The sequence below is a fragment of the Thermanaeromonas toyohensis ToBE genome, assembly GCF_900176005.1.
Classification (GTDB): domain Bacteria; phylum Bacillota; class DSM-521; order Neomoorellales; family Neomoorellaceae; genus Thermanaeromonas; species Thermanaeromonas toyohensis.
The window spans coordinates 2,645,779-2,668,206 of sequence record NZ_LT838272.1; the positions used below are offsets into that span (position 1 = coordinate 2,645,779).

Here is a 22,428-nt window from a genome sequence, read left to right on the forward strand (position 1 = left end):
TTTTACTCTACTAAGTTTTCTGGTCTACCGATAACTTTCAACCCGCATCTGGTAACAAGCTCGGCAGTAAACGGGTCTGTCACCACGAGGTTCAAAGGGCACTTCTGTAACGGCTCCACACCGGCTACACGTAGCGCGATACATTTTCCGTGGATAAGCTCCACGGCTGTTATGACCCCGCTGCTGCTTCTTGGCTGCTCGACAGGCCGGACACCGGGAGGGTTCGTTGGTGAAACCCTTTTCTAGGAAAAATGCTTGCTGTCCAGCCGTAAACACAAACTCGGCCCCACAGTCCTTACAAGTTAGCACCTTGTCTTTGAACATTGTTTAAAACTCCTCTCTTTGGGTTTTTAAGCTCCCTAAAGTAACGGACCCGCGCACCAAACCTAGGGGGAAGTTGGGGCCGAGCCGTTAACTTTTTAGAGCCTTAAATAAAAATTTGAAAAGGCAACCCGGGCTTATAGCCCTGAGGTTGCCTTCTTGCGCTGGTGGGCTCGGCAAGGATTGAACTTGCGACCCCCTCCGCGTCAAGGAGGTGCTCTCCCACTGAGCTACGAGCCCACGCCTTGACAGTACCTATTATGCCCTAAAACTTAGGCAGAGTCAAGGCTTAAAATAAAAGAGGGAGAATTCAGCCGCGTTATAAGAGCTGCGCACAAAGGGAGCTGCGGCCACGTAAAGGAAACCCATTTCCCGGCCCCTTGTCCCGTAATAATCAAAAACTTCCGGCGGGATGTACTCTTTTACCTCCAGGTGCTGGGGAGAAGGACGCAAGTATTGGCCGATGGTCAGGATATCGCAATTTGCCTTACGAAGATCAGCCATAACTTGTTCTACTTCTTCCCTCGCTTCCCCCAAACCAACCATAAGACCTGATTTGGTATAAATATCAGGCGCCATTTCTTTGACCCGTCTTAAAACTTCTAGACTACGCTGGTAGTTGGCTCCAGGGCGTACTTCAGGATACAAGCGAGGTACAGTTTCTATATTATGGTTAAAAATATGGGGACCTGCCTCCAAAACCTTCGCCAGGGCCTCCCTTTTGCCCTGGAAATCGGGCGTAAGCACTTCTATTATCGCCCCTGGCAAATGTTCCCGTATAGCCTGGATGGTAGCTGCGAAGTGTCCTGCTCCCCCATCAGGCAGGTCATCCCGGGTAACCGAGGTTACTACTACGTGCTTAAGACCCAGTTTTGCCGCAGCTAAGGCCACCCTCTGCGGTTCATCCGGATCCGGGGGCTGGGGTTGCCCGCTCTGAACTGCACAGAAACGGCAGTTACGGGTACAGGTATTACCCAGGATCATGAAGGTAGCCGTCCGGCGGGCAAAGCATTCTCCTAGGTTAGGACATAAGGCGCTCTGACATACAGTATTGAGTTTCAATTCCTCTAGAAGCTGCCTCGTGGCTTCCACATTTCCGGAGGCAGGTATTCTTTTATGCAACCAAGGAGGTAGTCGCCGAGCCAAGTCCTTTTTCTCCTTTCTCTTCATTCTATCTTCCCAACCGGCGGGCAAAGACTAAAAAGCCTGTATGTCCCACCATGCGGTGTTCAGGCCGGACCGCCCGTCCTTCTATATACCAACCCCTAAGAATTACCTCGATGGTCTCCTCCAAGGCGAAAAGGTTACTTTCCTGCAGGGCTGTTACAAAGGTATGGACTTGGGTGATGGAGGGAAGGTAGCAGGAGATTATTCCCCCAGGTATCAGGGCTTGGTAGGAGGTCTCTAAGGCCCGCCAGGGTTCTGATACATCCAAGAGCACCCGGTCAAAACCAGGCTCTACAGCAGTTTCGTAGATGTCTCCCAGCCTTAGTTCTAGAAAAGGCGGTACGTAGCCAAAATAGGCCTTGACGTTTTCTTCGGCGCAATCGAGCATATCCTGACGCACATCGTAGCCTACTACTCTCCCCGCAGGGCCTACCTGCCTTAGCACAGTAAGAAGAAGAGCACCGCTACCTACCCCACCCACTAAAACTTGGGCACCCGGAAATATATCAGCCCATAACAAAATAATGCTGGCGTCCTTGGGGTAAATTATGCCGCTTTTGCGCTTCATGTTCATGATAAAGTCGGAAAGGGTGGGGTAAAAAACGTAAAGTTTCTTCCCTGTAGAGGTTTCTACACGCGTTCCCGGCTCGCAACCTATTACCTTATCGTGCTCGATGTAACCCCAATGGGTATGCAAGCGGGCTCCTGGTACCAACCGTTCTAAAAAGGTGACTCGGTTATCTGTGAAGATAACCCATTCCCCTTCTTTTAACGGCATTAAACTAGGTCAACCCCCAATCCGACTTGCTCAGCTTGGGGTTAAAAGGCAAGTAGCTCTTGTTGCTACAAGCCTTAAGAGGGCCTAAGAATGTATGCTTAGCCCGTGGACTGCTTCCGCCGCCTCCATTACAGCCTCGGAGAGGGTGGGATGGGCGTGGATACATGCAGCTAGCTCTTGAGCTTTGATTCCTTGAGTTACAGCAAGAGTTGCTTCAGCAATAAGCTCTGTAGCATGGGGACCCATGATGTGAACCCCTAAAACCTTGTCACTAGAACCATCAGCTACTATCTTCACTAACCCCTCTGTTTCTCCAGTGGCTTGCGCTTTCCCGCTGGCCAAGAAGAAAAACTTGCCTACTTTAACCTTAAATCCCCGCCTTTCTGCTTCCTCTTGGGTAAGGCCTACGGTGGCAATCTCCGGAGAGGTAAAAATGCAACTGGGCACAGCATCATAGTTTACTTTGGTCGGACGCCCAAGTATAGTTTGTACAGCCGCAATACCCTGGGCCGAGGCCACATGGGCCAGCTGTATCATACCCGTTACATCTCCTATGGCGTATACGCCCTCTACGTTGGTGCGCAGGTAATCATCTACCACGATTTCCCCTTTAGGCCCTAGAGCTACTCCCACATTTTCTAGCCCCAGCCCTTGAGTGTTAAACTTCCGGCCAATGGAAATTAACACTTTAGCAGAAATTAAAGTTTCGCCGCTGGACAGGGTTACTTTAACTTGTTCGCCTTCCTCCTCTACTGCCGTAACCCGGGCTTGGGTTTTAACCTCTACACCAGCCTTTTTAAGGAGCATCTGGTAGCGCCGGGATAGCTCGCTGTCGATCATAGGCAAAATGGAGGGCAGTAGCTCCACTATGGTTACTTTGACACCTAAGGTGTTAAATAGAGTGGCAAATTCGCACCCTATAACGCCACCACCGATGATAATTATACTCTCTGGCAGGCTATCCCAGGCCAGAGCTTCGGTACTAGTTACTACAGTACGGCCATTGTAGCCAAGGCCAGGAAGCAGAGCTGGTTCTGACCCGGTGGCAAGGATGATATTCTGGGCCTCTATCTCCTGGACTTCGCCACCGGGACCAGTGACCGCCACCCGCCGGGGGCCGGTGAGATAACCTTTGCCAGGGAAGAGATCCACCTTGTTCTTTTTGAATAAGTAGCTGATACCCTGGCGCAGTTGTTTTACCACTGTGTCCTTGCGGGCTACCAGACGACTGTAATCAACCTGGTACCCTTGCACTTGTATTCCAAAGGAGCTCGCCTTTTTTATAGTCTCCACTAGAGAGGCACCAGCCAGGAGGGCTTTAGTGGGAATGCATCCGCGATTAAGGCAGGTACCACCTAAAGCATCTTGTTCTATTACCGCTACCTTGGCTCCCAGCTGGGCGGCCCGGATGGCCGCCACATAACCGCCTGGACCGGCCCCAAGGATAGCAATTTGATACTCCAAGGAAATCACTCCTTTTGGTTAACTACAGTTTTTAGGCCACTTTAAGCTTAGAACTTAGTTAAATAATGTTCAATTTCCCAGGGATGGACCCGTGTAGCATAGTCTTCCCATTCAATACGTTTGGCTTCCATGAAACGTTCATAGATGTGGGGGCCCAAAGCTTCAATGATGACCGGGTCTTTCTCTAGCTCGTCCAGGGCTTCCTTGAGGCTGGTGGGCAAAGTTTCAATCCCTAACTTCTTCCGCTCTTCCTCGCTCATATGGTAAATGTTGCTGGTCACCGGCGGCGGAGGGGCTATCTTCTTTTTAATCCCATCCAGGCCAGCCTTAAGAATAACAGCTATGGCCAGGTAAGGATTGCAGGAAGGATCGGGATGGCGCACTTCCAGCCGAGTGGATAAGCCTCTCTTGGCCGGGATACGAATTAAGGGGCTCCTATTCTTGGGCGACCAGGCGATGTAGATGGGCGCTTCAAAGCCAGAAACAAGCCGTTTATAGGAATTTACTGTGGGGTTGGTAATGGCCGTCATCCCCCGGGCATGGGCCATGAGGCCGCCCAAGAAGTAATAGGCCACTTCGCTTAAGCCCAACTCATCATTAGGGTCATAAAAGGCGTTTTGGTCTCCCCGGAAGAGGGAAATATTGCAGTGCATCCCCGAGCCGGCAATACCATAGATGGGTTTGGGCATGAAGGTAGCATGAAGGCCATGGAGCTGGGCTATAGTCCTAACTACGAATCTAAAAGTAACTATATTATCTGCTGTTTTTAGAGCCTCAGCGTATTTAAAATCTATCTCATGTTGCCCCGGTGCTACTTCGTGGTGGGAAGCCTCGATCTCAAATCCCATCTTTTCCAAAGTCAATACCATATCCCGCCGGGCATCTTCTCCTAAATCTACCGGGCTTAAATCAAAATAGCCGCCCCGATCATGGGTTTCCAAAGTGGGGCGTCCATTGGCATCGGTGTGGAAAAGAAAGAATTCGGCTTCCGGTCCTACGTTCATGGTAAAGCCCATGGCTTGAGCTTCGGCGATAACCCTTTTTAAAGTGTTCCGAGGGCACCCGATAAAAGGGGTCCCATCGGCGTTATATACATCACAGATAAGGCGGGCCACTGTCCCCTCGTGGGGACGCCAGGGAAAAACCGTAAAAGTGGAGGGATCAGGTTTTAAATACATATCGGATTCTTCAATACGTACAAAACCCTCAATGGAGGATCCATCAAACATTAGTTCGCCATTTAACGCTTTGGGTAGCTGGTCTACAGGAATGGCTACATTTTTTAAGACCCCGAAAATGTCTGTGAATTGCAACCGTACAAATTTTACCCCTAGCTCTTCGGCTTGCTCTAAGATTCTTTCCCGGGCTTCTACTTCGGACATCCTTTTTTGGTTCCCCCTCCCAAACTATGAAAGCGCCCGGCTAGGCGCCCTCATTTCGTCACGATTATAACATTATCTTAAAGTAAGCTTCAACAAAATTTTTATCGCTTTTTATCGCAAGTGTTCTAGAATCTGCAGTAGCCGGAAGGCGGGTTCATCTGTAATTTTAATATTTTCCCGGGCTACTTCCCGTAGACGCCTTATACGCGCCGTATATTCCTTATTAATAATGAACTCCACAGGCAACCCTTGACGGGCGAAAGAAGAGGCTAATTGAGCGAAACTCCCAGCTAATCCCCGGGAAACCACCGGTGACCAGAGCATGAAAATACACTGCCGGTCAGGAAAGTTATGGTTTCCAAAACGGAAGGCCCGCCATATTTTATACTCTACGCGGGAGAGGGTGTCCTGGGTTCCGTTACCGTACACCAAGCCTCGCAAGTGGGTAGCCACTTCACAAAGGTATACCTTCTCTCCTTGGGGATCTAAAGCTATAACATCTATTTCACCCTGTTCTTCTTCTAGGTGGCAGTTATATACCACTATCTTGCAGCCTTCTACATATTTAAAATAAGAGCCCACCAGGCTTTCCCCAATATCCAAAGAAACACCCCCCGCCTAAACTACAGGGGCTCTTTTAAAGCCTACTCCGGCATAGGAAAGTGTACCCAGCCGGCAAATAATCCATACAACTAAGGATTGTAACTTGAATGTTGCTATGGGGAACAGGCTGGCTTAATAGCTTCCTCCCGGTAACCTAGGCCAGCTGATATATTTGCCGCTGTCTGGGTTACTAGGTCTATGGCCAGCTTAAGTCTTTCTCCCTCCAGCCTAGCTACAGGTCCAGATACGCTTATAGCAGCACAAACTTTACCTGTATAATCACGGATGGGAGCAGCCACACAACGCAAGCTATCCATGATTTCTTCATTATCTATGGCATATCCTTGAGCGCGTACTTTAGCCAGCTCAGCCTCCAGAGCCTGGGGATCAGTTATAGTATTTTTAGTAAACCGCGGAAGTCCTTTAGTAGCGATAATCCGTTTTACTTCGCTAGATGGAAGGTGGGCCAGCAATACTTTGCCTACACCTGTACAGTGGGCTGGTAGGCGCATCCCCACCTGGGATACTATACGTATAGACTGTTGGCTTTCCCTTTTATCGATATATAGTACCTCCCCTTTATCCAGTACCACCAGGTGAACTGTTTCCCCTAAGTCGTCTACCAGTTTCTGAATATAGGGGGCCGCCACTACCCGCACATCCCAGCTATGGGCTACAATGTTCCCTATCTCAAATAGGCGTACCCCTAATTTATATTTGCCCGTAAAAGGGGATTGTTCTACATATCCAAAACTCTTTAAAGTAGCGAGCAACCCGTGGACAGTGCTTTTAGCTAACCCCAACTTTTCGGCTATCTCATGCAAAGCCAGTTCCCCCCGGGCTTCCGCTAGAATATCAATGATCTTTAAGGCCTTGGCCACTGATCTTATCTGTGAAGGAGTTTTCTCCATTTTGAGCCCTCCCCCATTTTCTTCTTTGTTGCCGTTATAGTTATACGTTATAACCGTATAGTATTCGGGCATATAGATAATAAATTCGCCTCTTCCATTAAGTTTTCCTCTCTTCTCGTCTCTCCCTAAATAAAAAAGCCCTGTCTGGGCCAAAAATAACCTAAGTCAGGGCTTAAAGAGGGTTCTTTGCCATACCATTTTCCCCCTCTGGCCTTCCTGGGTATAGGCAATAGGCATGGCCCATACCCAGAGCAATACCGGCCACTACACGCCGTGGCATTTGGTAGTATTCTCTCGGGATGACTGTTTGGATAACGATAGAGCACGGGTTGTACTCTTAGCAAGTAATATGTGCTATCGTCTACTGTAACCATAAAATCCTAACTTCTTTGATGTCTTTTAATTCCGGATCACCAGTAAGAAGGGCGCTATTTGTTACTTGTGCTGTCGCCACGGCAAAAGCATCAGCATAAGCTAGCGGATATTTTATTTTTAGCTTAGCTGCTCTAATCACCAGCTCTTCTGTAACGGGGATGATCTCTAAGGGGGACAGGTAAAGCCGGTTAACTACTTCCTGGGCCGCCTTTTCACCTTGTCTACGGCCCAAAATATAAAAAATCTCACCTAAATTAATCAGGTTTAGGTAAAGGCGTGGAGGTTCGGAAGTATCCCCTAATAAGAGTTGAATTTCTTTAAGTATCTCGCCTTCACCGTTGCACCAAGCAATGAGACTTTTAACTAACTTACCGGCTTTTTCCCCCTGTAACCAAGCAAGTATTGCCCACGAATCAAGGGTAACAGCGACAATTTGTGTGTTACCGTTTTCTTTGATCATACCAGTTTAACTCCTTTTGATGTTCTCGCACTAAATCGCCCAGCAAATCGACCCCTCTGTATTTACCGTATAGTTCGTCAGCTATGTTCTCTTTTACAGGTTTCAAAATTATCCTATCGCCTTCCAGCTCAACTATAAATTTAGTACCGGACTTAAGTTTTAAGGTATCTCTAATCCATTTAGGTATCACTATTTGCCCTTTAGTTGACAGAAATGTAACTGCCACGGATATCACCTCTCAAGTGTGTTCTTACTACAGAGTAAGATACTATATCCTTTTTGTCAATAAAAAACTTTCTTTTAATCCCTATTTTTTCCTCTTTCAGTTCGCAAAGGCTTATCTCAGGAAGAAAAAAGGGAAAGAAGGAAACTATAGTCCCTTTCCCCTTTTTATTATCGCACTAAACCACTTTTAAACTTTACACTTTAATCAGTTCCCCAGGATAAGAAGTCAAAATCTCATTCCCCTCTTCACCGACATAAATTACATCCGTTATCCTGGGGCCACCGATGTCCCGGCGGTAGATGGTGGGTAGTAGCAAGTCCACTACCATGCCTGCTTCAATAATCTCCGTCCGCCCCTTTCCTATGATAGGGTAGAACTCTGATTGTCTAAGCCCGACTCCATAACCCACTACATCGAGATAAATTCCTCATACCCTGGCTTTCTTATAACTTCCCTGGCAGCAGCATCTACCTCCCAAGATCTGGCTCCTGGCCTTAAAGAGGTTATAGCCTTCTCTTAAGCCTCCACTAAAACTCTATATACTTCTTCCTGGCCCGGAGAAATGTCCCCCACGGCTACAGTACATATCTTGGCACAGTAGCCCTCATAGGTGGCCCCAGGTGTATGACCACCACTTCCCCAGGCTGAACCTTCTTGTGGCTTGCGCAAGGGTAGGTGAGAAGGGTTCGCTCTCCAGAAACTATCTGGGGCCGGAAGGGAGAGCCTCCTGAGCCGGCCTTTAGCATGGCATACTCCGCTTCTGCTAGAATATCCAACTCTGTTACACCCGGCCTTACCGCCTTGATAGCTGCTTCCATGCCGCGGCAGGCGGCCTATGTCGCCCGCCGCATCATCTCTACCTCTTCCGGCTCTTTGATGGACCTTACACGGTAAAAGAGATCTGCAGCGCCTACGAAGTTCTCATCCGGGAAGGCCTGACGCAAGGCATCGTACACGGCGTAGGGTACAAAATACCTTTCAAAATCCTATACGCGTCGCCTTGAACCCATAAGCCTTGATCCTCTCCACAAGTTTACTACCAAGACTCTCCCGGGGGAAGAAATAGCCGTAAGTGGTTAGGCCCGACTCCTGCTCTACATACTCGGCGTCTAGCCAGAAGGTGACCACGCAGGGCTCTCCTTCACAGGGTATAAGAATAGCTAAACATTCTATTCTGAGTAAGACCGATGAAATAAATCAGGTCTTCGCAGTTGACCACCATCAATAAGTCCAGGTCTGTGTTTGCTATGAGGGCTTGGATCTTTTAAAACCGCTGGGCAAAAAGCTGGGCCACTCCACCGCCCTCCTCAAGTTAGCGTTAACATTTTAAAAACGTATGTGGTTAGTATCGTAGAATTGCTGATAGCCCCCTTCTCGCCATTTTAACTGTCTTCACCCGTTCTAAGTTCCTGGAGCCTCAATAACTTTTTATGCAAGGCTGCCGTTCAGTAGTAATAGCTACCGGTAGGATTTGCTACGGTTAAATTCCTTATGGGTGTCTATCAAATATCCCCTATAACCAATGCGAAACCTGCATCGTGTTGGAGAGGAGGATTTTACTGCATCGATACCTAATGGAGTTTGGATATCTTAGCGTAATGGCTTTTCATAAGCGATATACACCCTTGGATTTAGCGTGCTGTCACAAACCAAAACTCTTTTTCCGCTTTTACATCACTCATTCGCTTCCTAGTTATTCGGGCCTTTGTTAGTTACTCATTGTGGCAGGAGGCTTCTTTTGTGCAGGACCTGTTTTAAGGTGTTACAAAAATGCTTACTATGCCAGAAAGGAGTTAGATCTCGTCAGCTTTCGAATGTTCGTGCAACAGCGTTAATTGTCGTGGGTCAGCAACTCCCTATTCGAGGCTGCTACCTTTACTTCGACTGGTCTTTTATTATCCCCCGCTCGCTGCTGGGATGAATATGACTTCGTCTCCTTCTTCCAACTCATGTCCTTCCCCAACCACTTTCCCATTGACGGACACAAAGCAAACCTCTCCCGATAACCCCAAGCGTTCTCGTAAATCTTTAATTGTCTTTCTTTCTTCCAGTTCAATGTACTGAAACTTGCTAAGCGCTGGATAACGAAACGAAAGTATGCCGAGCAATTTTACTTTTACTTTCATTTGCCAGTACGCCCCCAAGAGCGATTTGGTGGAGCTTGTTAAGAACTAAAAACGATTAACGGATAATCTTACGTTTATGAATTCCTTCCTTACTAAGCCCTTCTTTACTTCTTTTTTATCCCGTCTCCCCTTTACTTCCCAAAACATCAAATAAGTTATGTTATATCTCGCCAATTGCACTTAGTGACAATTTGTTGTCTTTCTTCCCTAGAACAGTGTTAGGCCTTACACCACAAAATAACGTTCGAGTAGAGGAATGCCTCCTACGGGCATACCTCCACTCGACCATCCTACATTGCTATATCTTTAACTATATATTTACATATGTGTATCCTAAAGACTAACACCTTCTCACCTTTTTACACAAAAGAGCCACTATTTCCTTACTAGGAGATTCGGGTACCAAACTGAGTAAGTTGCGTAGTTGCATCTATGAACTATATAATAATCACGCCGCGACACACAACTACAACTTGATTGCGAATTCTAAGTCCAACTCCCTTAACTTCTCAGGAGTAGGCAGTCCCGTACTCTTATCCCACCCCATAGCCTCATAATATCCGTCTAGCATAGCGTCCAAACCCACCACCTTCGCTCCCGCAGAAGGACCATCCGGAATAGCCTGTGAAAAGCGTTTCGGTAACCGATCGTCTTTCCGTGTGAACCCCTCGCGCGCGTTAAAACAGCGCTTTAGATTCCACGACCGTTCTGCCGCTAGCATTAATTCTGCAGCCGTCACGTCCCATCCAGTAAGAGCACTAACAATTTCAGCATAAAGCTGTGGTGTAATACAACTACCCTCGGTACCCCAAGAGTAGAAAATACATGCTCCCAAAATCTCACTAATTTCACCTTGTAACGTTATATAACGATAAACGACACCCTTCTGGAGCGATTCGTCCTGTGGCGCAGCTGGCGGCCACGGCAGCCCAAATTCCTTCATACCACAATCCAGTTGACCAAAATCCCACGTACTGGCCCAGTTTGGATGCATATGACAAGCTCCCCGCGGGGAAACAGCGTACTGGATTGCCAGCACCTTGGATTCAGAGCGAGGCTCATGGGCCGGAACTTCAAGGCCTTTAACATGGACAGCTATCTCTTCCGCCGCAGGACCGAGATGCTCAGCCATACGTTTTACGCCTTGGGCCAGAAAAGCACCAATTCCTTCCTTCTGGGCGATTCTTTCTACCAATTTTACCATTACTTCACCATCGCCCCACCGCAAAACCATCCCTTCTGTCTCCTTATCAGTTAGCAGGCCCTTCTCATAGCATTCCATAGCAAAACCTATACTCATACCAGTACTAATCGTATCTAATCCGTACACGTTACATAAATAATTGGCCTTAATTACAGCCTCCAAATCATCTACTCCACAAATAGCTCCAAGCATGTCAACTGTTTCGTATTCTGGCCCCTCCATGGGGGGAGTAGCAAACTTTCCGCTGCTCACCGAAGTATAACGCCCACATGCGAAGGTACAGCTATAGCAAGCTCGCCGTTTAATTTGGTACTTCCGATTGAGATATTCCCCGGAAATTCGGTCAGCTCCTCCAAAATGAGCAGTTTGAAAGTTTTTCGTGGGAAGCATTCCTAAGCTATTAAGTAAAGATACCAACCCAATTGTACCTAAAGTGGGAATAGAGGCGAACGGATAGTTCCGCAACCACTGCTCCGCCTTTTCAATAGCGCTAGCAAACTCCTTCGGACGGGCTACTTTAATGCCACCCCGACCATTCACTACAACCGCCTTCAGATTTTTACTTCCAAATACGGCTCCAATACCTCCACGACCGGCAGCACGTCCCCTGTCATTAATTAAAGCCGCATATAGAACGCCATTCTCCCCAGCCTGACCTATAGCAGCTACAGAGACTTCTGGGTCGTCAAGTTCACGGATCAAAGCATCTGTAGTTTCTTCAATGTTTAAACCCCAGAGGTGCTTAGCAGATTTAATTTCTACCTGGCCATTATGGATATAGATGTATACAGGCTCCGCTGCTTTACCTTCGATAACAACAAAATCAAACCCCGAATACTTAAGCTTAGGACCAAAAGATCCACCTGACCGCGCCTGATTCCACGTGCCGGTCAAAGGTGACTTATAACACACCTCGTAACTTCCACCGCTTGGGCAAAGGGTACCAGTTACAGGACCTGTTGCTAGTACCACTTTTGCTTCCGGAGCCAGGGGGTCAATACCACCGGGCATCTCTTGATAGAGTACCTTAGCTGCGTAGCCGACACAACCCATGTACTTGCGTAGCTCGTTTCTATCCAATTCCTCTACCTTAAATTCACCGTTTGTTAGGTTAACCCGCAAGAGCTTACCAGCAAATCCATACCACGTCACAATTAGCCACCCCCGTTTAACCTCGAATTCTAACCGCGCAGGCCATGGCCCAAAGCTCTCGGCGCCTCGCCGCAGCTTTATTTATATCTTCGTATTTGATAGCGCCCTGAGGGCAATGGCTGGCACACGCAGGCGAACCGCCGCACAAGTCACACTTAGCCGCTACTCCCGTATCTTCGTCAAGTCTCAATACCCCATAAGGACAAATTTTTACACACGTACCGCAACCAGAGCAGACATCTGCATCCACTACCACTGCATCAGTAGCTCCATCCCGCTTAAGAGCCCCAGTAGGACAGGCATTTATACATAAGCCACATTGTACACATATCACCGGTACATCCACAGCCGGCTCTCGACGTAAGACATAGATATTGCTGCGAGAGGGATTAATTTCGCCATATTTGGTAAGTGAACACCACATCTCGCATCGATGGCATCCTGTACATAAGCTTGGATCTACTGTTAAGACCTTTGACATAGGTCGTCACCCCCAGGAAACTGTCTATTGGTATCAGTAGATACAAGGGTAGCAGGGTAGAACATGTCTACCCTGCCCCTAAAGGATCCGCCAGATTTAATACAGTTTCTCTCCCAGACGCCCTTCGTAGCTTCTTGTAAGCAACTCTACAGCGGCCTCCCTTGTCATCTTCCGCTTGCACCATCCATAGAAAGCTGTAATCCACGGGCTCTCTACCATCATGTCAGCCAACTTAGGAATATCTTCTTTTTTGCCAAACGGAGCCCAGGTAGTAGGAAGGCCTACATCTTCCAAAAGCTGTTTGACGGCGTATACAGCAGCTTGCGCAGCTTGACGGATGTTCATACCAGATATATTTTGACCCAGTGCTGCAGCAATGCGAGCTAGTTTTTCCATGCAATGCCCCATGTTATATTCCATTACGTAAGGCAATGCAACTGCACAGCCCACACCATGTGGTACGTGGTATACAGAGCCTAAAGTATGTGCCAAAGCATGCCCTTCCACAATGCCTGGATCATTAAAGGCCATACCGGCCATCATTGATGCATAGGCCATCTTAACTCGCGCTTCTAGGTTATTTCCTTCATAAACTGCCACTGGGAGAGCCTCCCCTATAAATTCAACAGCCTTTAAAGCGAGTGCATCTGTAACAGGATTTTCCTGCTTGGCCATCATGGTCTCAACAGCATGTGCTAGCGCATCAGCACCCGTGGACGCAGTGACCTTAGGTGGCATGCTTACAGTCAGAGTAGGATCTACCAGGGCCAAATCAGGCAGGATGTAGGGCGTCGCGAAAAAGCCTTTTATGCCATCTTTAGCAAAGGTAACTACAGAATACATTGTACATTCAGTACCAGTTCCAGACGTGGTAGGGATGGCAACAATAGGCGCACCCTTTTGAGGGAAGGTGGTCTTGACCAGATAGTCTTCAGTCTTACCAGGCAACACTAGAAGTTGTGCAACCACCTTAGCAATATCGATAGCACTGCCACCGCCTAAACCAACTACAAACTTGCCACCTTCCTTGCGCGCAAATTCCACAGCTTGGTCACAGACTACATTGTCCGGTTCAGGTTTCCCTTGGTCAAAAACTGCGGTGTCAAATCCTTCCTTTTTAAGGGCCTGCACTACCCGGTCGGCAATCCCGGCTTGAGCTACTCCGGGATCAGTTACGATAATAGCCTTCCCGGTGATACCCTTGTTTTTAATGTAACTGCCTAAATTATCTACGGCGTTGACACCAAATACTACCTGCTGAGGAGTATAATACTCAACGACTTTCAGCATTGGAAACATAGGAACATCCCCCTTCGGGTTGATTTATTTTTTAGCAAATTATAGACTCGTGTATAATATAGTGGTCCTTAGACTCCTCTGTTTCTTCTCAAAAACATATCTCTCATCTTTACCCTCCGCTTCTTCCTACACCTCCTTCCACTCTAACCTCTCATTTCTCTCACCCCCCTGACAGGCCATAACCTTCATTCCCAGCGGGCGCATGGACTTAATAGCCCTATTCCACACCATTAATCTTGATAGCAACTTCTCATATGCCCTTATCTGCTAGTATTCGGAAAATATTACAAGACACTATAGAATAAAGTACCTATTAAGTTGGGCTTCAGGAGCTGATGGTAACCTTGAAAGTCTTTGCACACGACAATATAGAATTACTCCGGAATATAGAGCCAATTCTAGATCCTCTGCACTTAATACGCACAATTATCTTTTTACGCGTATTCATTAGCGGGAAAGGATATGTGTAAACGTGCAAATAAAGCCAGTCTCGCCTTGCGCCCATACTTTCTTCCGGCTCAAATTGCCTTGCTTCGTCCTTACTCTCGATCAAAACATCAATTCAGTCCGTCGTTCCATGCCGGAGCAGTTTGTTCATTATTACCGAATGTGGTTCTGTATCTTGAGTATTTATATTTCGCTCTTCCCCATGGTTTTTCCTTCAGAGCCATTAGGATTTTTGTTCGACAATATAGAAACTTTTATCCTCCTCAAGCATAGTAGCCAAGTAAGCTCAAATACCGCTTGGCATTAAGTCAGATAATTTCACTACACCATCAATCCCCATAGGGGGAAGTAATTCGAATCGAAATCAAAACAATATACCGAACGAATACAAGCTTCCTCAACTGGCAGCTTTCTTCAAAGCGAACAATTGTACTCCCCTCTGCCGTAACCACTTGGGTAACAGCTCATTCTCTACCCTTTCGCTCACCGCTGGTGCCCGCTTAAGCAGGAACTCGGCCAAGGGCTCGCTTAGGTTTATTCCGCCTATGGCACCGTCGAAGATTAAAACCTTCCGGGTGCCGGTCACCTTGTAGGCGAATTCCATGGCCGCCTCCGTAGTCTCGGCCACCACGGCATACTTCATATAGTTGAGGTTTTGCGGATCGCGGTTGAAAAGATCAGCTTGCTCCCGGCCTACTACCACCGTAGGAATATGCTCGCTGAAGAAAGCACTGGGATATCCTGTCCAGGCGTAATTGTGGACGCACATCTTGATGGCCGGATTAAGGGGTGGTATATCATCTAGAAGGAGCTTGCCCTGCTTGCCGTAGAAGGCTTCTGTGTACCAAGTATAGGCTGGCAAGGGTTTGTCGAGATCATAAAGATCTGTATTAGCACCAGCGAAGTTAGCGTAAATAACTCCGGCGGAGAAGACGTAAACCACCGGACAAGGGAAGTCTAAGGCAACTATGCATTCGTCGATTTCGCCAAAGAGGGTCATTATCTTCCCATAATACCGGCAGCCTAGCTGGGTTACCCGGTCATTTAAGGCGTAGAGATCAGTATCTGCATCCACGCCCATAATACCGTTGGGTGCTACCATTAAGAAGCAAGCAAAAGCGAATTTACTCTGGACAAAGGGCGAATCGAAGATAGCCCGAGCTGTAAAGTTGGCTGCCCGTGGACCTAAGTTTTGGTGATAAGTAGAGCGAGTTTCGATACGGGCATAGGACATGCCGAAGGGCTTTACCGCCCGGTCCACCTGCCGGTGGAAGTGGACCTCCCGCACATCAGAATTGTGAGCGTGGACAATCCAGTCGGCATCGTAGATCTTTTTGATGCCATACAGGGTCCCGATCTCGGTCTCAATAGGGATACCCTCATCTATAGGTGCTACACCTATAGCCTTGCCACCGAAATATTCATCCAGACCATAACGTTTAATATATTCCTCTGTCTCCCGGAAGCGTAAGCCCACCCCGGCCCGGAGACGAATATTCTTGCATCCCGTCCGGGCCTCAATCACATCCTTAATGGTTTTAAGCATCTCGGCATAGGGCTCACCACCCAGAAGAGTAAAACCATGGTGGGAGGCGAGAATATTTACCGAGTGCTCCGGCTTTATTTTGCTCATGTCGATCTTTTGCAGGGCTTCCTCCGTGGCCTTGCGAATGGCTGCTACTCCCTGGTCACTTGGATATATAACCTCGGGCAAATCCGGGAAGAGCTCCTTAAGGAGCACCGAAGTCATGCCCGGGAGCTCGCACACCCTTTTCCTCACCAGGGAAGGATCAATACCGTACTGGGATTTACGCGGAGGTATTGGCGGTATGGGCGGACGCATTTAAGCTTCCCTCCTTCCTTGCAGGGGTGCCGCTATCACCCGCTCGAAAAGTTTAATATCTTCATCAAAGTAGAACCCACGGCTGGCATACTTCTGTTTTACTTCCTCGGGGATGTCCCACACCGTAGGAGTCCGGCCGTACCACTGCCAGCCACCTTTAGGCGGCGCAGGCTTAATACCAGCAGCCTCCAGGAGCCTTAAGATGGGCTGGATGCACTCCACTTTACAACCGGTGCGGGCACCCGTCATGAAGGATACATCTTCCGGCGAGCGCGCTCCAAGTAAGATGGCCGCGGCCACTTCTTCAGCCCGGGTAGCGGTGCAGTAACAAATTATCTGCTCCGGATGGAGCCTCGCCCGGCGGCATAGCTCTATCACTTGGTTATAATCTACAGCATCCACGTTTACGGCCACCACCACGGGTTCTTCCCGCTTGGCCATAGTGATGGCGTAATCCGGGCAGCGTTGCTCACAAGCCGCACAACCCCGGCAGCGCTCTTTATCCACTACCGCTTTACGGTTTTCCACCTTGATGGCTAGAACTGGACACACCCGCTCGCAGGTCCGGCAAGCTTTACATTTTTCTTCGTCCACAACCGCCACAAGATTTACGACCTTCAATTTTTAATTCCCTCCTTTCTTTTGTGCCAGTTGGTAAGCGACATCAATGATCATATCTTCCTGTCCCCCGACCATCCGCCTCCTTCCTAATTCCACTAGGATATCCCGGGGATCCAAGCCGAACTTTTCGGCCGCCCGGTAAGTATGAAGAAGGAAACTAGAATATACGCCTGCATACCCCTGCATCAGAGGCGCATTGCGCACTACTTGGGGCCGGTGCATAATGGGTTCTACAATATCTTCCGCTACATCCATAATCTTGTAAAAATCCACACCTGTCTGGTAACCTGCCTTTTCCAGTACTCCTACCAAAGCTTCTGTCTGTGCATTACCAGCACCAGCCCCTAAGCCCCGGCAAGCACCATCCAGGAAGGTAGCCCCGGCCTCCAGGGCCGCCAGGCAATTGGCGGTAGCTAAGGTTAAGTTATTGTGGGCGTGGAACCCCACCGGTACCTTAACCTTCTCCACCACCGCTCCTACCCGGGCCTTCACATCCTCAGGGAGCATGGCGCCGGCGGAGTCGCCTATATATATACAGTCCGCGCCGTAACTTTCAAAGAGCAGCGCCTGTTCTACCACCTTTTCCGGTGGGACCATGTGGGCCATCATGAGGAAGCCGAAAGCTTCCAGACCCATCTTTTTAGCCAGGCCAATGTGTTGTTCACCGATATCGGCTTCGGTGACATGGGTAGCCACCCTGACTGCCTTGGCGCCGCAGTCGATGGCCAGTTTCAGATCTTCTTGCGTACCTATACCAGGAAGTAGCAGAACTGTTAGTTTAGCTTTCTTAATTACTTCGGCTGCCGCCTTAAGCATTTCTTCGTCGCTTAAAGCCGCCCAGCCGTAGTTATAGGAAGAGCCAGCTAGGCCATCCCCGTGGGACACCTCGATATACTCGATGCCTGCAGCATCCAGCCCGGCTGCTATAGCTGCGATCTGCTCCCGGGTGAACTGGTGGGCTACCGCGTGGCTACCGTCCCGTAGGGTAGTATCAAGTATATGGATAAATTTAGCTTTATTACCTCCGTTCATGCTACCGCTTCCTTTCCCAGCATCCTAGCAGCCAATTTTTCTCCCACAGCTACGGCTGCCGCGGTTATGATATCCAAATTCCCTGAATACTTCGGTAGGAAATCTCCAGCACCTTCTACCTCGATGATGGTAGTAACTTTATGCCCGTCCAGGATGGGAGGGACACGCAACCGGTAGCCCGGTACATAACTTTGGACTTCTTTAACCATCTTAAATACTGCCTCTTTTATGGCTTTTTCGTCAGGATTTTCCACTTCTACATAAATGGTATTGGTCATGATAATAGGTGGCTCTGCTGGGTTCAGGATAATAATGGCTTTTCCTTTCTGGGCACCTCCTATGACGCAGAGGGCCTTAGCCGTAGTCTGGGTGAATTCATCGATGTTCTGCCGCGTACCTGGACCAGCGCTTTTACTGGCGATAGCCGCGACGATCTCAGCATAGCGCGCCCCGGCCACTTTATTTATGGCATATACTATAGGCACTGTAGCCTGGCCTCCGCAGGTCACCATGTTTAAATTGGGCGCCTCATATAAATCTTTAAGGTTAACCGGCGGAACTACATAAGGCCCCACTGCTGCTGGGGTAAGGTCTATGGCGATCTTTCCGGCCGCCTTAAGTAAGGGCGCATGCTGAAGGTGGTGCCGCGCACCTGTGGCATCAAAAACTATTTTTATACTCTCATCCTCTAGCACAGGCTTTATACCTTCCGTGGTGGTCCGTATACCTAAAGCCCGCGCCCTTTTTATCCCTTCTGATTCTACAATCCCCGCCATGAGCTCCATCTTGAGGTACCGGCTGCGCAAGATCTTGTACATAAGATCCGAACCGATATTGCCCGGGCCGATAACGGCTACCTTAATACGATCCACCCCACAAGCCTCCTTCGTCTTTAGCTAGATAAAACGTAAACTTAAGGTCCCCAAGCCGTAGAAGGATACGGTAAACACATCTCCGGCTGCTGCTTCTACCGCAGCAGTTATGGCCCCGGACAAAATTATCTCCCCTGCTTCCAAGGCAATGTCGAATTCAGCTAGTTTATTAGCCAGCCAGGCTACAGCCGCGGCCGGGTGGCCCCACACCGCTGCACCTGCGCCGGTATTGACTACCTGGCCGTTCTTCTCTAGCACCATACCAATAAGGCGGAGATCAAGATCTTTAACCGGTACCATACGGCTACCTAGTACGAACCGCCCGCTGGAAGCGTTATCAGCTATTGTATCAGGTAGCTTAATCTTCCAGTCGCGTATGCGGCTATCCACTATCTCAATGGCCGGCATTACGCCTTCTGTGGCCCGGAAAACATCGGCAATGGTTACCCCCGGGCCCTTTAAAGTATCTTTAAGGATAAAGGCAATTTCTCCTTCTACCCGGGGCCACAATAGCTCATCCCGCGGACAAGGCTCTCCCTCAAGAAGAAGCATATGGTCCAAAAGGTGCCCGTAATCAGGCTCTTTAACCCCCAAGAGATCCTGCATGGCCTTGCTGGTAAGGCCGATCTTTTTCCCTATCACCCTTCGGCCCTGTTTTAATTTCATCTCCACCCCCGCAAGTTGAATACGGTAGGCCTCTTCTACCGTCAACCCAGGGTAAGTAGAAGTGAGGGGCTCGATGGGTCTTCTTTGAATTTCAGCTTCGAGTAATTCCTTGGCGATGGCTTGAAGATCCACATGTATAGCCTCCTAATCTTAATATTTTGGTTACAGCTCCCCATTCTCCTTAAGGCGCTGCTTCCAGGGTATGATGGCCCCTTCCCAAGGTTTATCTTTCCACATAAGCACTATGGGCGAAGTTACCCACCTTCTCCTGCCAACGGCGGCGCAAGGCAGAAGCGATCTTTTCGGCTAGGGAAGCGTCATCTATACCTTGAGCGAGTCCTTCTAAAAGGGCCTGGCATCCCAATTTTGCTTCCTCATGGGGACCCGGCAGGGCCACTAGCCGGGTAATCCCAACACGGCCCACAGCTATGCGCACGCCTTCCTTATGATGGCGTCGCCTATCCGGTGTAAACTTTAGTATCCATGGCGTATGGGCTTGAGGGTCTAGCTGTAGAATGGCCTCTATATTACAATCTTTATCTTCGGCACCCACACCACCGGTGGTAATAATAAGACCATATCCCTGTTCTATGGCTCCTTCCAGCTTATTAACTGCCGCGGTTAAGTCGTCCTCCAGAATTCCTCCGAAGCTCACTTTATAACCTGCGGATCGGAGAGCTTCCATAATGTAAGGAGAATTGGTATCTTGGATTTTCCCGGCTAGAAGCTCACTCCCGGAGGCGAAGACCAAAGCCCGCCGCGCCACGGCCTCCCCAACTTCCCGGGACATCTTCTCCGAAGCCCTTAAGATTTCCTGGGCTAAAGCGGGTTCCAGGGCGATAAGTCCTAGTACTCCTTCTGAATGGAGGGAGGCTCCAGGTCCCAATGTAACTCCCGGGAGATTCCTTAATCTCTCCAAGATATCCTTACCCTTACCGGCCACCATCTCCGCCTGGATGCGCCGGCGGAGCACATCGAAAGCTACCACTCCTGGCCGGACGTCTACTACCATAACTTCATTTTCAGCCAACCCCAAAGCCCGGGCAGCAACAGCCGCCACCTGGGCTAAGTCTACACCTTCAAGCTCTATATCTTCTATCCAAAAGGTGGTTTTCTCCAGTAAGTCCCATTCCATTTATAACTTCTCCCCGTTAGTCTTACCTACTACATCCAGCCGGAAATCCAATAAGGGGGCATCGATGATAGCGCGCCCCACATCCACGATATCAGCCCCCGCGCTGATAACTTCTTCGAGATTCCTCTTATTAACTCCTCCAGCAAAAGCTAGTTTAATTCGGTCGCGGAAACCTTCTTTAAAGGCTACTTCCTGTACTACCTTTAAGTGTTCTAACCTCCCCGTATCCACCATGAGGATGTGGGCTCCTCCAGTTACAGCTTTCCTTGCCTCTTCCTCTAAAGGCTCACCCTCTCCTCGTAGCTGTACTACAATCACTCTCCCTTGGAGTTCCCGGGCACGGCGCACCGCCGGGATTATACCTCCGAACATACGGATGTAGTTTTTATCCAGATAAACAAAGGGTTCATCTACTATCCGGATTCCTGCGCCACCTGTAGCGATGGCCTGGCGCAGTTCTGCCCGGACCTCCAAGGGTACTTTCTTCCATGCCCCACATACTACCTTTACCCGGCCCTTGGCTAAGGTGACTAATTCATACGCCGCAGTAGCTACACCCGAAGCCTTACCAATGCACCCTAGCAACTCTTCCTCTGCTCGGGTTACCTGCCAGGCCGTGCCCATGGCTCGACAAATGCAGGTATTAGGGGTGATCCGTTGGCCTTCTGGCATTAGCCATTGTATATCTAAACCTAGCCCTTGGGCCGCTTCCTTCAGCCTCCCCGTCCCCGCCAAGATCCCTGGCTGTAGAGCGGTGATCTCCAGTATAAACTTATGCTCTCCCAGCGGGGTTAACAAGAACTCCCTAACATCCAAGGGGGACCATCCTATTCGACTATATCGTATGCTATTCGATTACTAATTTATTTCTACATGACTTTTGGTTTTCCTGCAAAACCAGAAGAAATTTTGTTCTACATTATCGAAAATTATTTTCTGTCACCGCACTAAGGCGAAGGATTTTTAGAAGACCATGCCATACTATATAGTAAGAAAAGGAGGCATAGATATGGATCTCCTTAGCCTTATATGGCTTATTCTTCTTATCTCTGCCTTTTTACCTATGTTGCACCAGCGGCGTATTGAAGCAGCCCGGCTACGGCTTATACGAAGCTTCGAAAAGAAGCGAGGTTCACGCCTTATAACCCTTATCCACCGCCAGGAGTCTTTAAGCCTTCTGGGTATCCCTCTAACGCGGTATATCAATATAGAAGACTCAGAGCAACTACTCCGGGCTATAAGGCTTACGCCCGAGGATATGCCCATTGACCTGGTTCTCCACACCCCAGGAGGTCTGGTACTAGCTGCAGAGCAGATCGCCCATGCCATTTTAAAACACCGGGGTAAGGTTACCGTATACATCCCCCATTATGCCATGTCCGGCGGCACCCTCATAGCCCTGGCAGCTGACGAAATCGTTATGGATGAAAATGCTGTGTTGGGGCCTGTGGACCCTCAACTGGGCCAATATCCAGCAGCCTCTATCCTGCAAGTCCTGGCCCAAAAGCCCATCAATGAAATCGATGACCGGACCCTTATCCTAGGTGATATGGCCCGTAAGGCTATGAATCAGGTACGGGAAAGCCTCATCCAGATCTTAAGCGAAAAGATGGAGCACTCCAAGGCAGAGGAATTGGCCAGTATCTTAAGTGAAGGGCGCTGGACTCACGATTATCCCATCACCGTAGAAGAGCTACAAAAGATGGGCTTGCCGGTTAAAGTAGGGCTTCCCCGGGAAATCTATCAGCTTATGGAACTTTATCCCCAACCAGCCGGTCGCCGCCCATCAGTGCAGTATATACCTTTGCCTTACGGGCGAGAAAATGAGAGGCCAAGAGCGTAAAAGGCCCCTGCCTTAATAAG

Annotated in this window: 25 protein-coding genes and 1 tRNA gene; 1 reads left to right on the forward strand and 25 read right to left on the reverse strand. The window is 48.9% G+C overall.

All coding sequences use genetic code 11. The features are described from left to right. Positions 1–24: 24 nt before the first annotated feature. The 25 genes from B9A14_RS13510 to B9A14_RS13615 all read right to left on the reverse strand — a co-directional run bounded on the left by B9A14_RS13510 (position 25) and on the right by B9A14_RS13615 (position 21,381). Positions 25–324 (reverse strand): zinc-ribbon domain containing protein, encoded by a 300-nt coding sequence (locus B9A14_RS13510; protein WP_084666397.1) that lies wholly within the window; start codon positions 322–324, stop codon positions 25–27. Positions 325–486: 162 nt separating this feature from the next. Then, a tRNA-Val gene (locus B9A14_RS13515) sits at positions 487–561 on the reverse strand. A 42-nt stretch (positions 562–603) separates the two neighbouring features. Then, positions 604–1,491 carry a lipoyl synthase gene (gene lipA, locus B9A14_RS13520; RefSeq protein WP_084666398.1) on the reverse strand — a complete coding sequence of 296 codons (888 nt, stop codon included), beginning with the start codon at positions 1,489–1,491 and terminating at the stop codon, positions 604–606. Position 1,492: 1 nt separating this feature from the next. Next, positions 1,493–2,266 carry a tRNA (adenine-N1)-methyltransferase gene (locus B9A14_RS13525; protein WP_084666399.1) on the reverse strand — a complete coding sequence of 258 codons (774 nt, stop codon included), beginning with the start codon at positions 2,264–2,266 and terminating at the stop codon, positions 1,493–1,495. 84 nt (positions 2,267–2,350) lie between these two features. After that, the gene (lpdA, locus tag B9A14_RS13530) at positions 2,351–3,730 is read right to left on the reverse strand and encodes a dihydrolipoyl dehydrogenase (protein WP_084666400.1); all 1,380 of its coding nucleotides are present in this window, start codon (positions 3,728–3,730) and stop codon (positions 2,351–2,353) included. Between the two features lie 47 nt (positions 3,731–3,777). Beyond that, positions 3,778–5,112 (reverse strand): type I glutamate--ammonia ligase, encoded by a 1,335-nt coding sequence (gene glnA / locus B9A14_RS13535; protein ID WP_084666401.1) that lies wholly within the window; start codon positions 5,110–5,112, stop codon positions 3,778–3,780. 111 nt (positions 5,113–5,223) lie between these two features. Then, positions 5,224–5,715 (reverse strand): hypothetical protein, encoded by a 492-nt coding sequence (locus tag B9A14_RS13540; protein ID WP_084666402.1) that lies wholly within the window; start codon positions 5,713–5,715, stop codon positions 5,224–5,226. Positions 5,716–5,828: 113 nt separating this feature from the next. Next, a complete protein-coding gene (locus B9A14_RS13545; protein WP_231967777.1) occupies positions 5,829–6,698 on the reverse strand; it encodes an IclR family transcriptional regulator in 870 nt (289 codons plus the stop codon). Between the two features lie 289 nt (positions 6,699–6,987). Then, a complete protein-coding gene (locus B9A14_RS13550; RefSeq protein ID WP_084666403.1) occupies positions 6,988–7,461 on the reverse strand; it encodes a type II toxin-antitoxin system VapC family toxin in 474 nt (157 codons plus the stop codon). Beyond that, the gene (locus B9A14_RS13555) at positions 7,442–7,687 is read right to left on the reverse strand and encodes an AbrB/MazE/SpoVT family DNA-binding domain-containing protein (protein ID WP_172839166.1); all 246 of its coding nucleotides are present in this window, start codon (positions 7,685–7,687) and stop codon (positions 7,442–7,444) included. Before B9A14_RS13555 ends, B9A14_RS13550 begins: the two co-directional genes overlap by 20 nt. 193 nt (positions 7,688–7,880) lie before the next feature. After that, a complete protein-coding gene (locus B9A14_RS17810; RefSeq protein WP_231967778.1) occupies positions 7,881–8,096 on the reverse strand; it encodes a M24 family metallopeptidase in 216 nt (71 codons plus the stop codon). Further along, positions 8,096–8,194, reverse strand: coding sequence for a hypothetical protein (locus B9A14_RS18335; RefSeq protein ID WP_422938479.1), 99 nt, complete (start codon positions 8,192–8,194; stop codon positions 8,096–8,098). Before B9A14_RS18335 ends, B9A14_RS17810 begins: the two co-directional genes overlap by 1 nt. Positions 8,195–8,262: 68 nt before the next feature. Continuing rightward, positions 8,263–8,505 carry a M24 family metallopeptidase gene (locus tag B9A14_RS17815; RefSeq protein ID WP_231967780.1) on the reverse strand — a complete coding sequence of 81 codons (243 nt, stop codon included), beginning with the start codon at positions 8,503–8,505 and terminating at the stop codon, positions 8,263–8,265. 15 nt (positions 8,506–8,520) lie between these two features. After that, a complete protein-coding gene (locus B9A14_RS18045; protein ID WP_269456742.1) occupies positions 8,521–8,643 on the reverse strand; it encodes a hypothetical protein in 123 nt (40 codons plus the stop codon). A gap of 939 nt (positions 8,644–9,582) precedes the next feature. Beyond that, positions 9,583–9,813, reverse strand: a complete 231-nt coding sequence (locus tag B9A14_RS13565) for a MoaD/ThiS family protein (RefSeq protein ID WP_084666405.1) — start codon at positions 9,811–9,813, stop codon at positions 9,583–9,585. 466 nt (positions 9,814–10,279) lie between these two features. Further along, positions 10,280–12,169 carry an aldehyde ferredoxin oxidoreductase family protein gene (locus tag B9A14_RS13570; RefSeq protein WP_084666406.1) on the reverse strand — a complete coding sequence of 630 codons (1,890 nt, stop codon included), beginning with the start codon at positions 12,167–12,169 and terminating at the stop codon, positions 10,280–10,282. Positions 12,170–12,185: 16 nt separating this feature from the next. Next, positions 12,186–12,650, reverse strand: coding sequence for a 4Fe-4S dicluster domain-containing protein (locus B9A14_RS13575; protein WP_084666407.1), 465 nt, complete (start codon positions 12,648–12,650; stop codon positions 12,186–12,188). A 96-nt stretch (positions 12,651–12,746) separates the two neighbouring features. After that, positions 12,747–13,949, reverse strand: coding sequence for an iron-containing alcohol dehydrogenase (locus tag B9A14_RS13580; RefSeq protein ID WP_084666408.1), 1,203 nt, complete (start codon positions 13,947–13,949; stop codon positions 12,747–12,749). A gap of 844 nt (positions 13,950–14,793) precedes the next feature. Then, complete coding sequence (locus B9A14_RS13585; protein ID WP_084666409.1) at positions 14,794–16,239, reverse strand: hypothetical protein; 1,446 nt, start codon at positions 16,237–16,239, stop codon at positions 14,794–14,796. Continuing rightward, the gene (locus tag B9A14_RS13590) at positions 16,240–16,860 is read right to left on the reverse strand and encodes a 4Fe-4S binding protein (RefSeq protein ID WP_084666410.1); all 621 of its coding nucleotides are present in this window, start codon (positions 16,858–16,860) and stop codon (positions 16,240–16,242) included. A 3-nt stretch (positions 16,861–16,863) separates the two neighbouring features. Next, positions 16,864–17,892, reverse strand: coding sequence for a 4-hydroxy-2-oxovalerate aldolase (gene dmpG / locus B9A14_RS13595; RefSeq protein WP_084666411.1), 1,029 nt, complete (start codon positions 17,890–17,892; stop codon positions 16,864–16,866). Next, on the reverse strand, positions 17,889–18,764 hold the full coding sequence (locus B9A14_RS13600) for an acetaldehyde dehydrogenase (acetylating) (RefSeq protein ID WP_084666412.1): 876 nt from the start codon (positions 18,762–18,764) through the stop codon (positions 17,889–17,891). Before B9A14_RS13600 ends, dmpG begins: the two co-directional genes overlap by 4 nt. A 24-nt stretch (positions 18,765–18,788) precedes the next feature. After that, a complete protein-coding gene (locus tag B9A14_RS13605; RefSeq protein ID WP_084666413.1) occupies positions 18,789–19,562 on the reverse strand; it encodes a 2-keto-4-pentenoate hydratase in 774 nt (257 codons plus the stop codon). A gap of 91 nt (positions 19,563–19,653) precedes the next feature. Beyond that, the gene (locus B9A14_RS13610; protein WP_084666414.1) at positions 19,654–20,565 is read right to left on the reverse strand and encodes a molybdopterin-binding protein; all 912 of its coding nucleotides are present in this window, start codon (positions 20,563–20,565) and stop codon (positions 19,654–19,656) included. Further along, positions 20,566–21,381 (reverse strand): beta/alpha barrel domain-containing protein, encoded by an 816-nt coding sequence (locus B9A14_RS13615; protein ID WP_084666415.1) that lies wholly within the window; start codon positions 21,379–21,381, stop codon positions 20,566–20,568. Positions 21,382–21,574: 193 nt separating this feature from the next. On the opposite strand from B9A14_RS13615, the gene B9A14_RS13620 reads away from it, so the two are divergent. Continuing rightward, entirely contained in the window at positions 21,575–22,408 is an 834-nt protein-coding gene (locus B9A14_RS13620) for an SDH family Clp fold serine proteinase (protein ID WP_084666416.1), read from the forward strand. Positions 22,409–22,428: the final 20 nt, after the last annotated feature.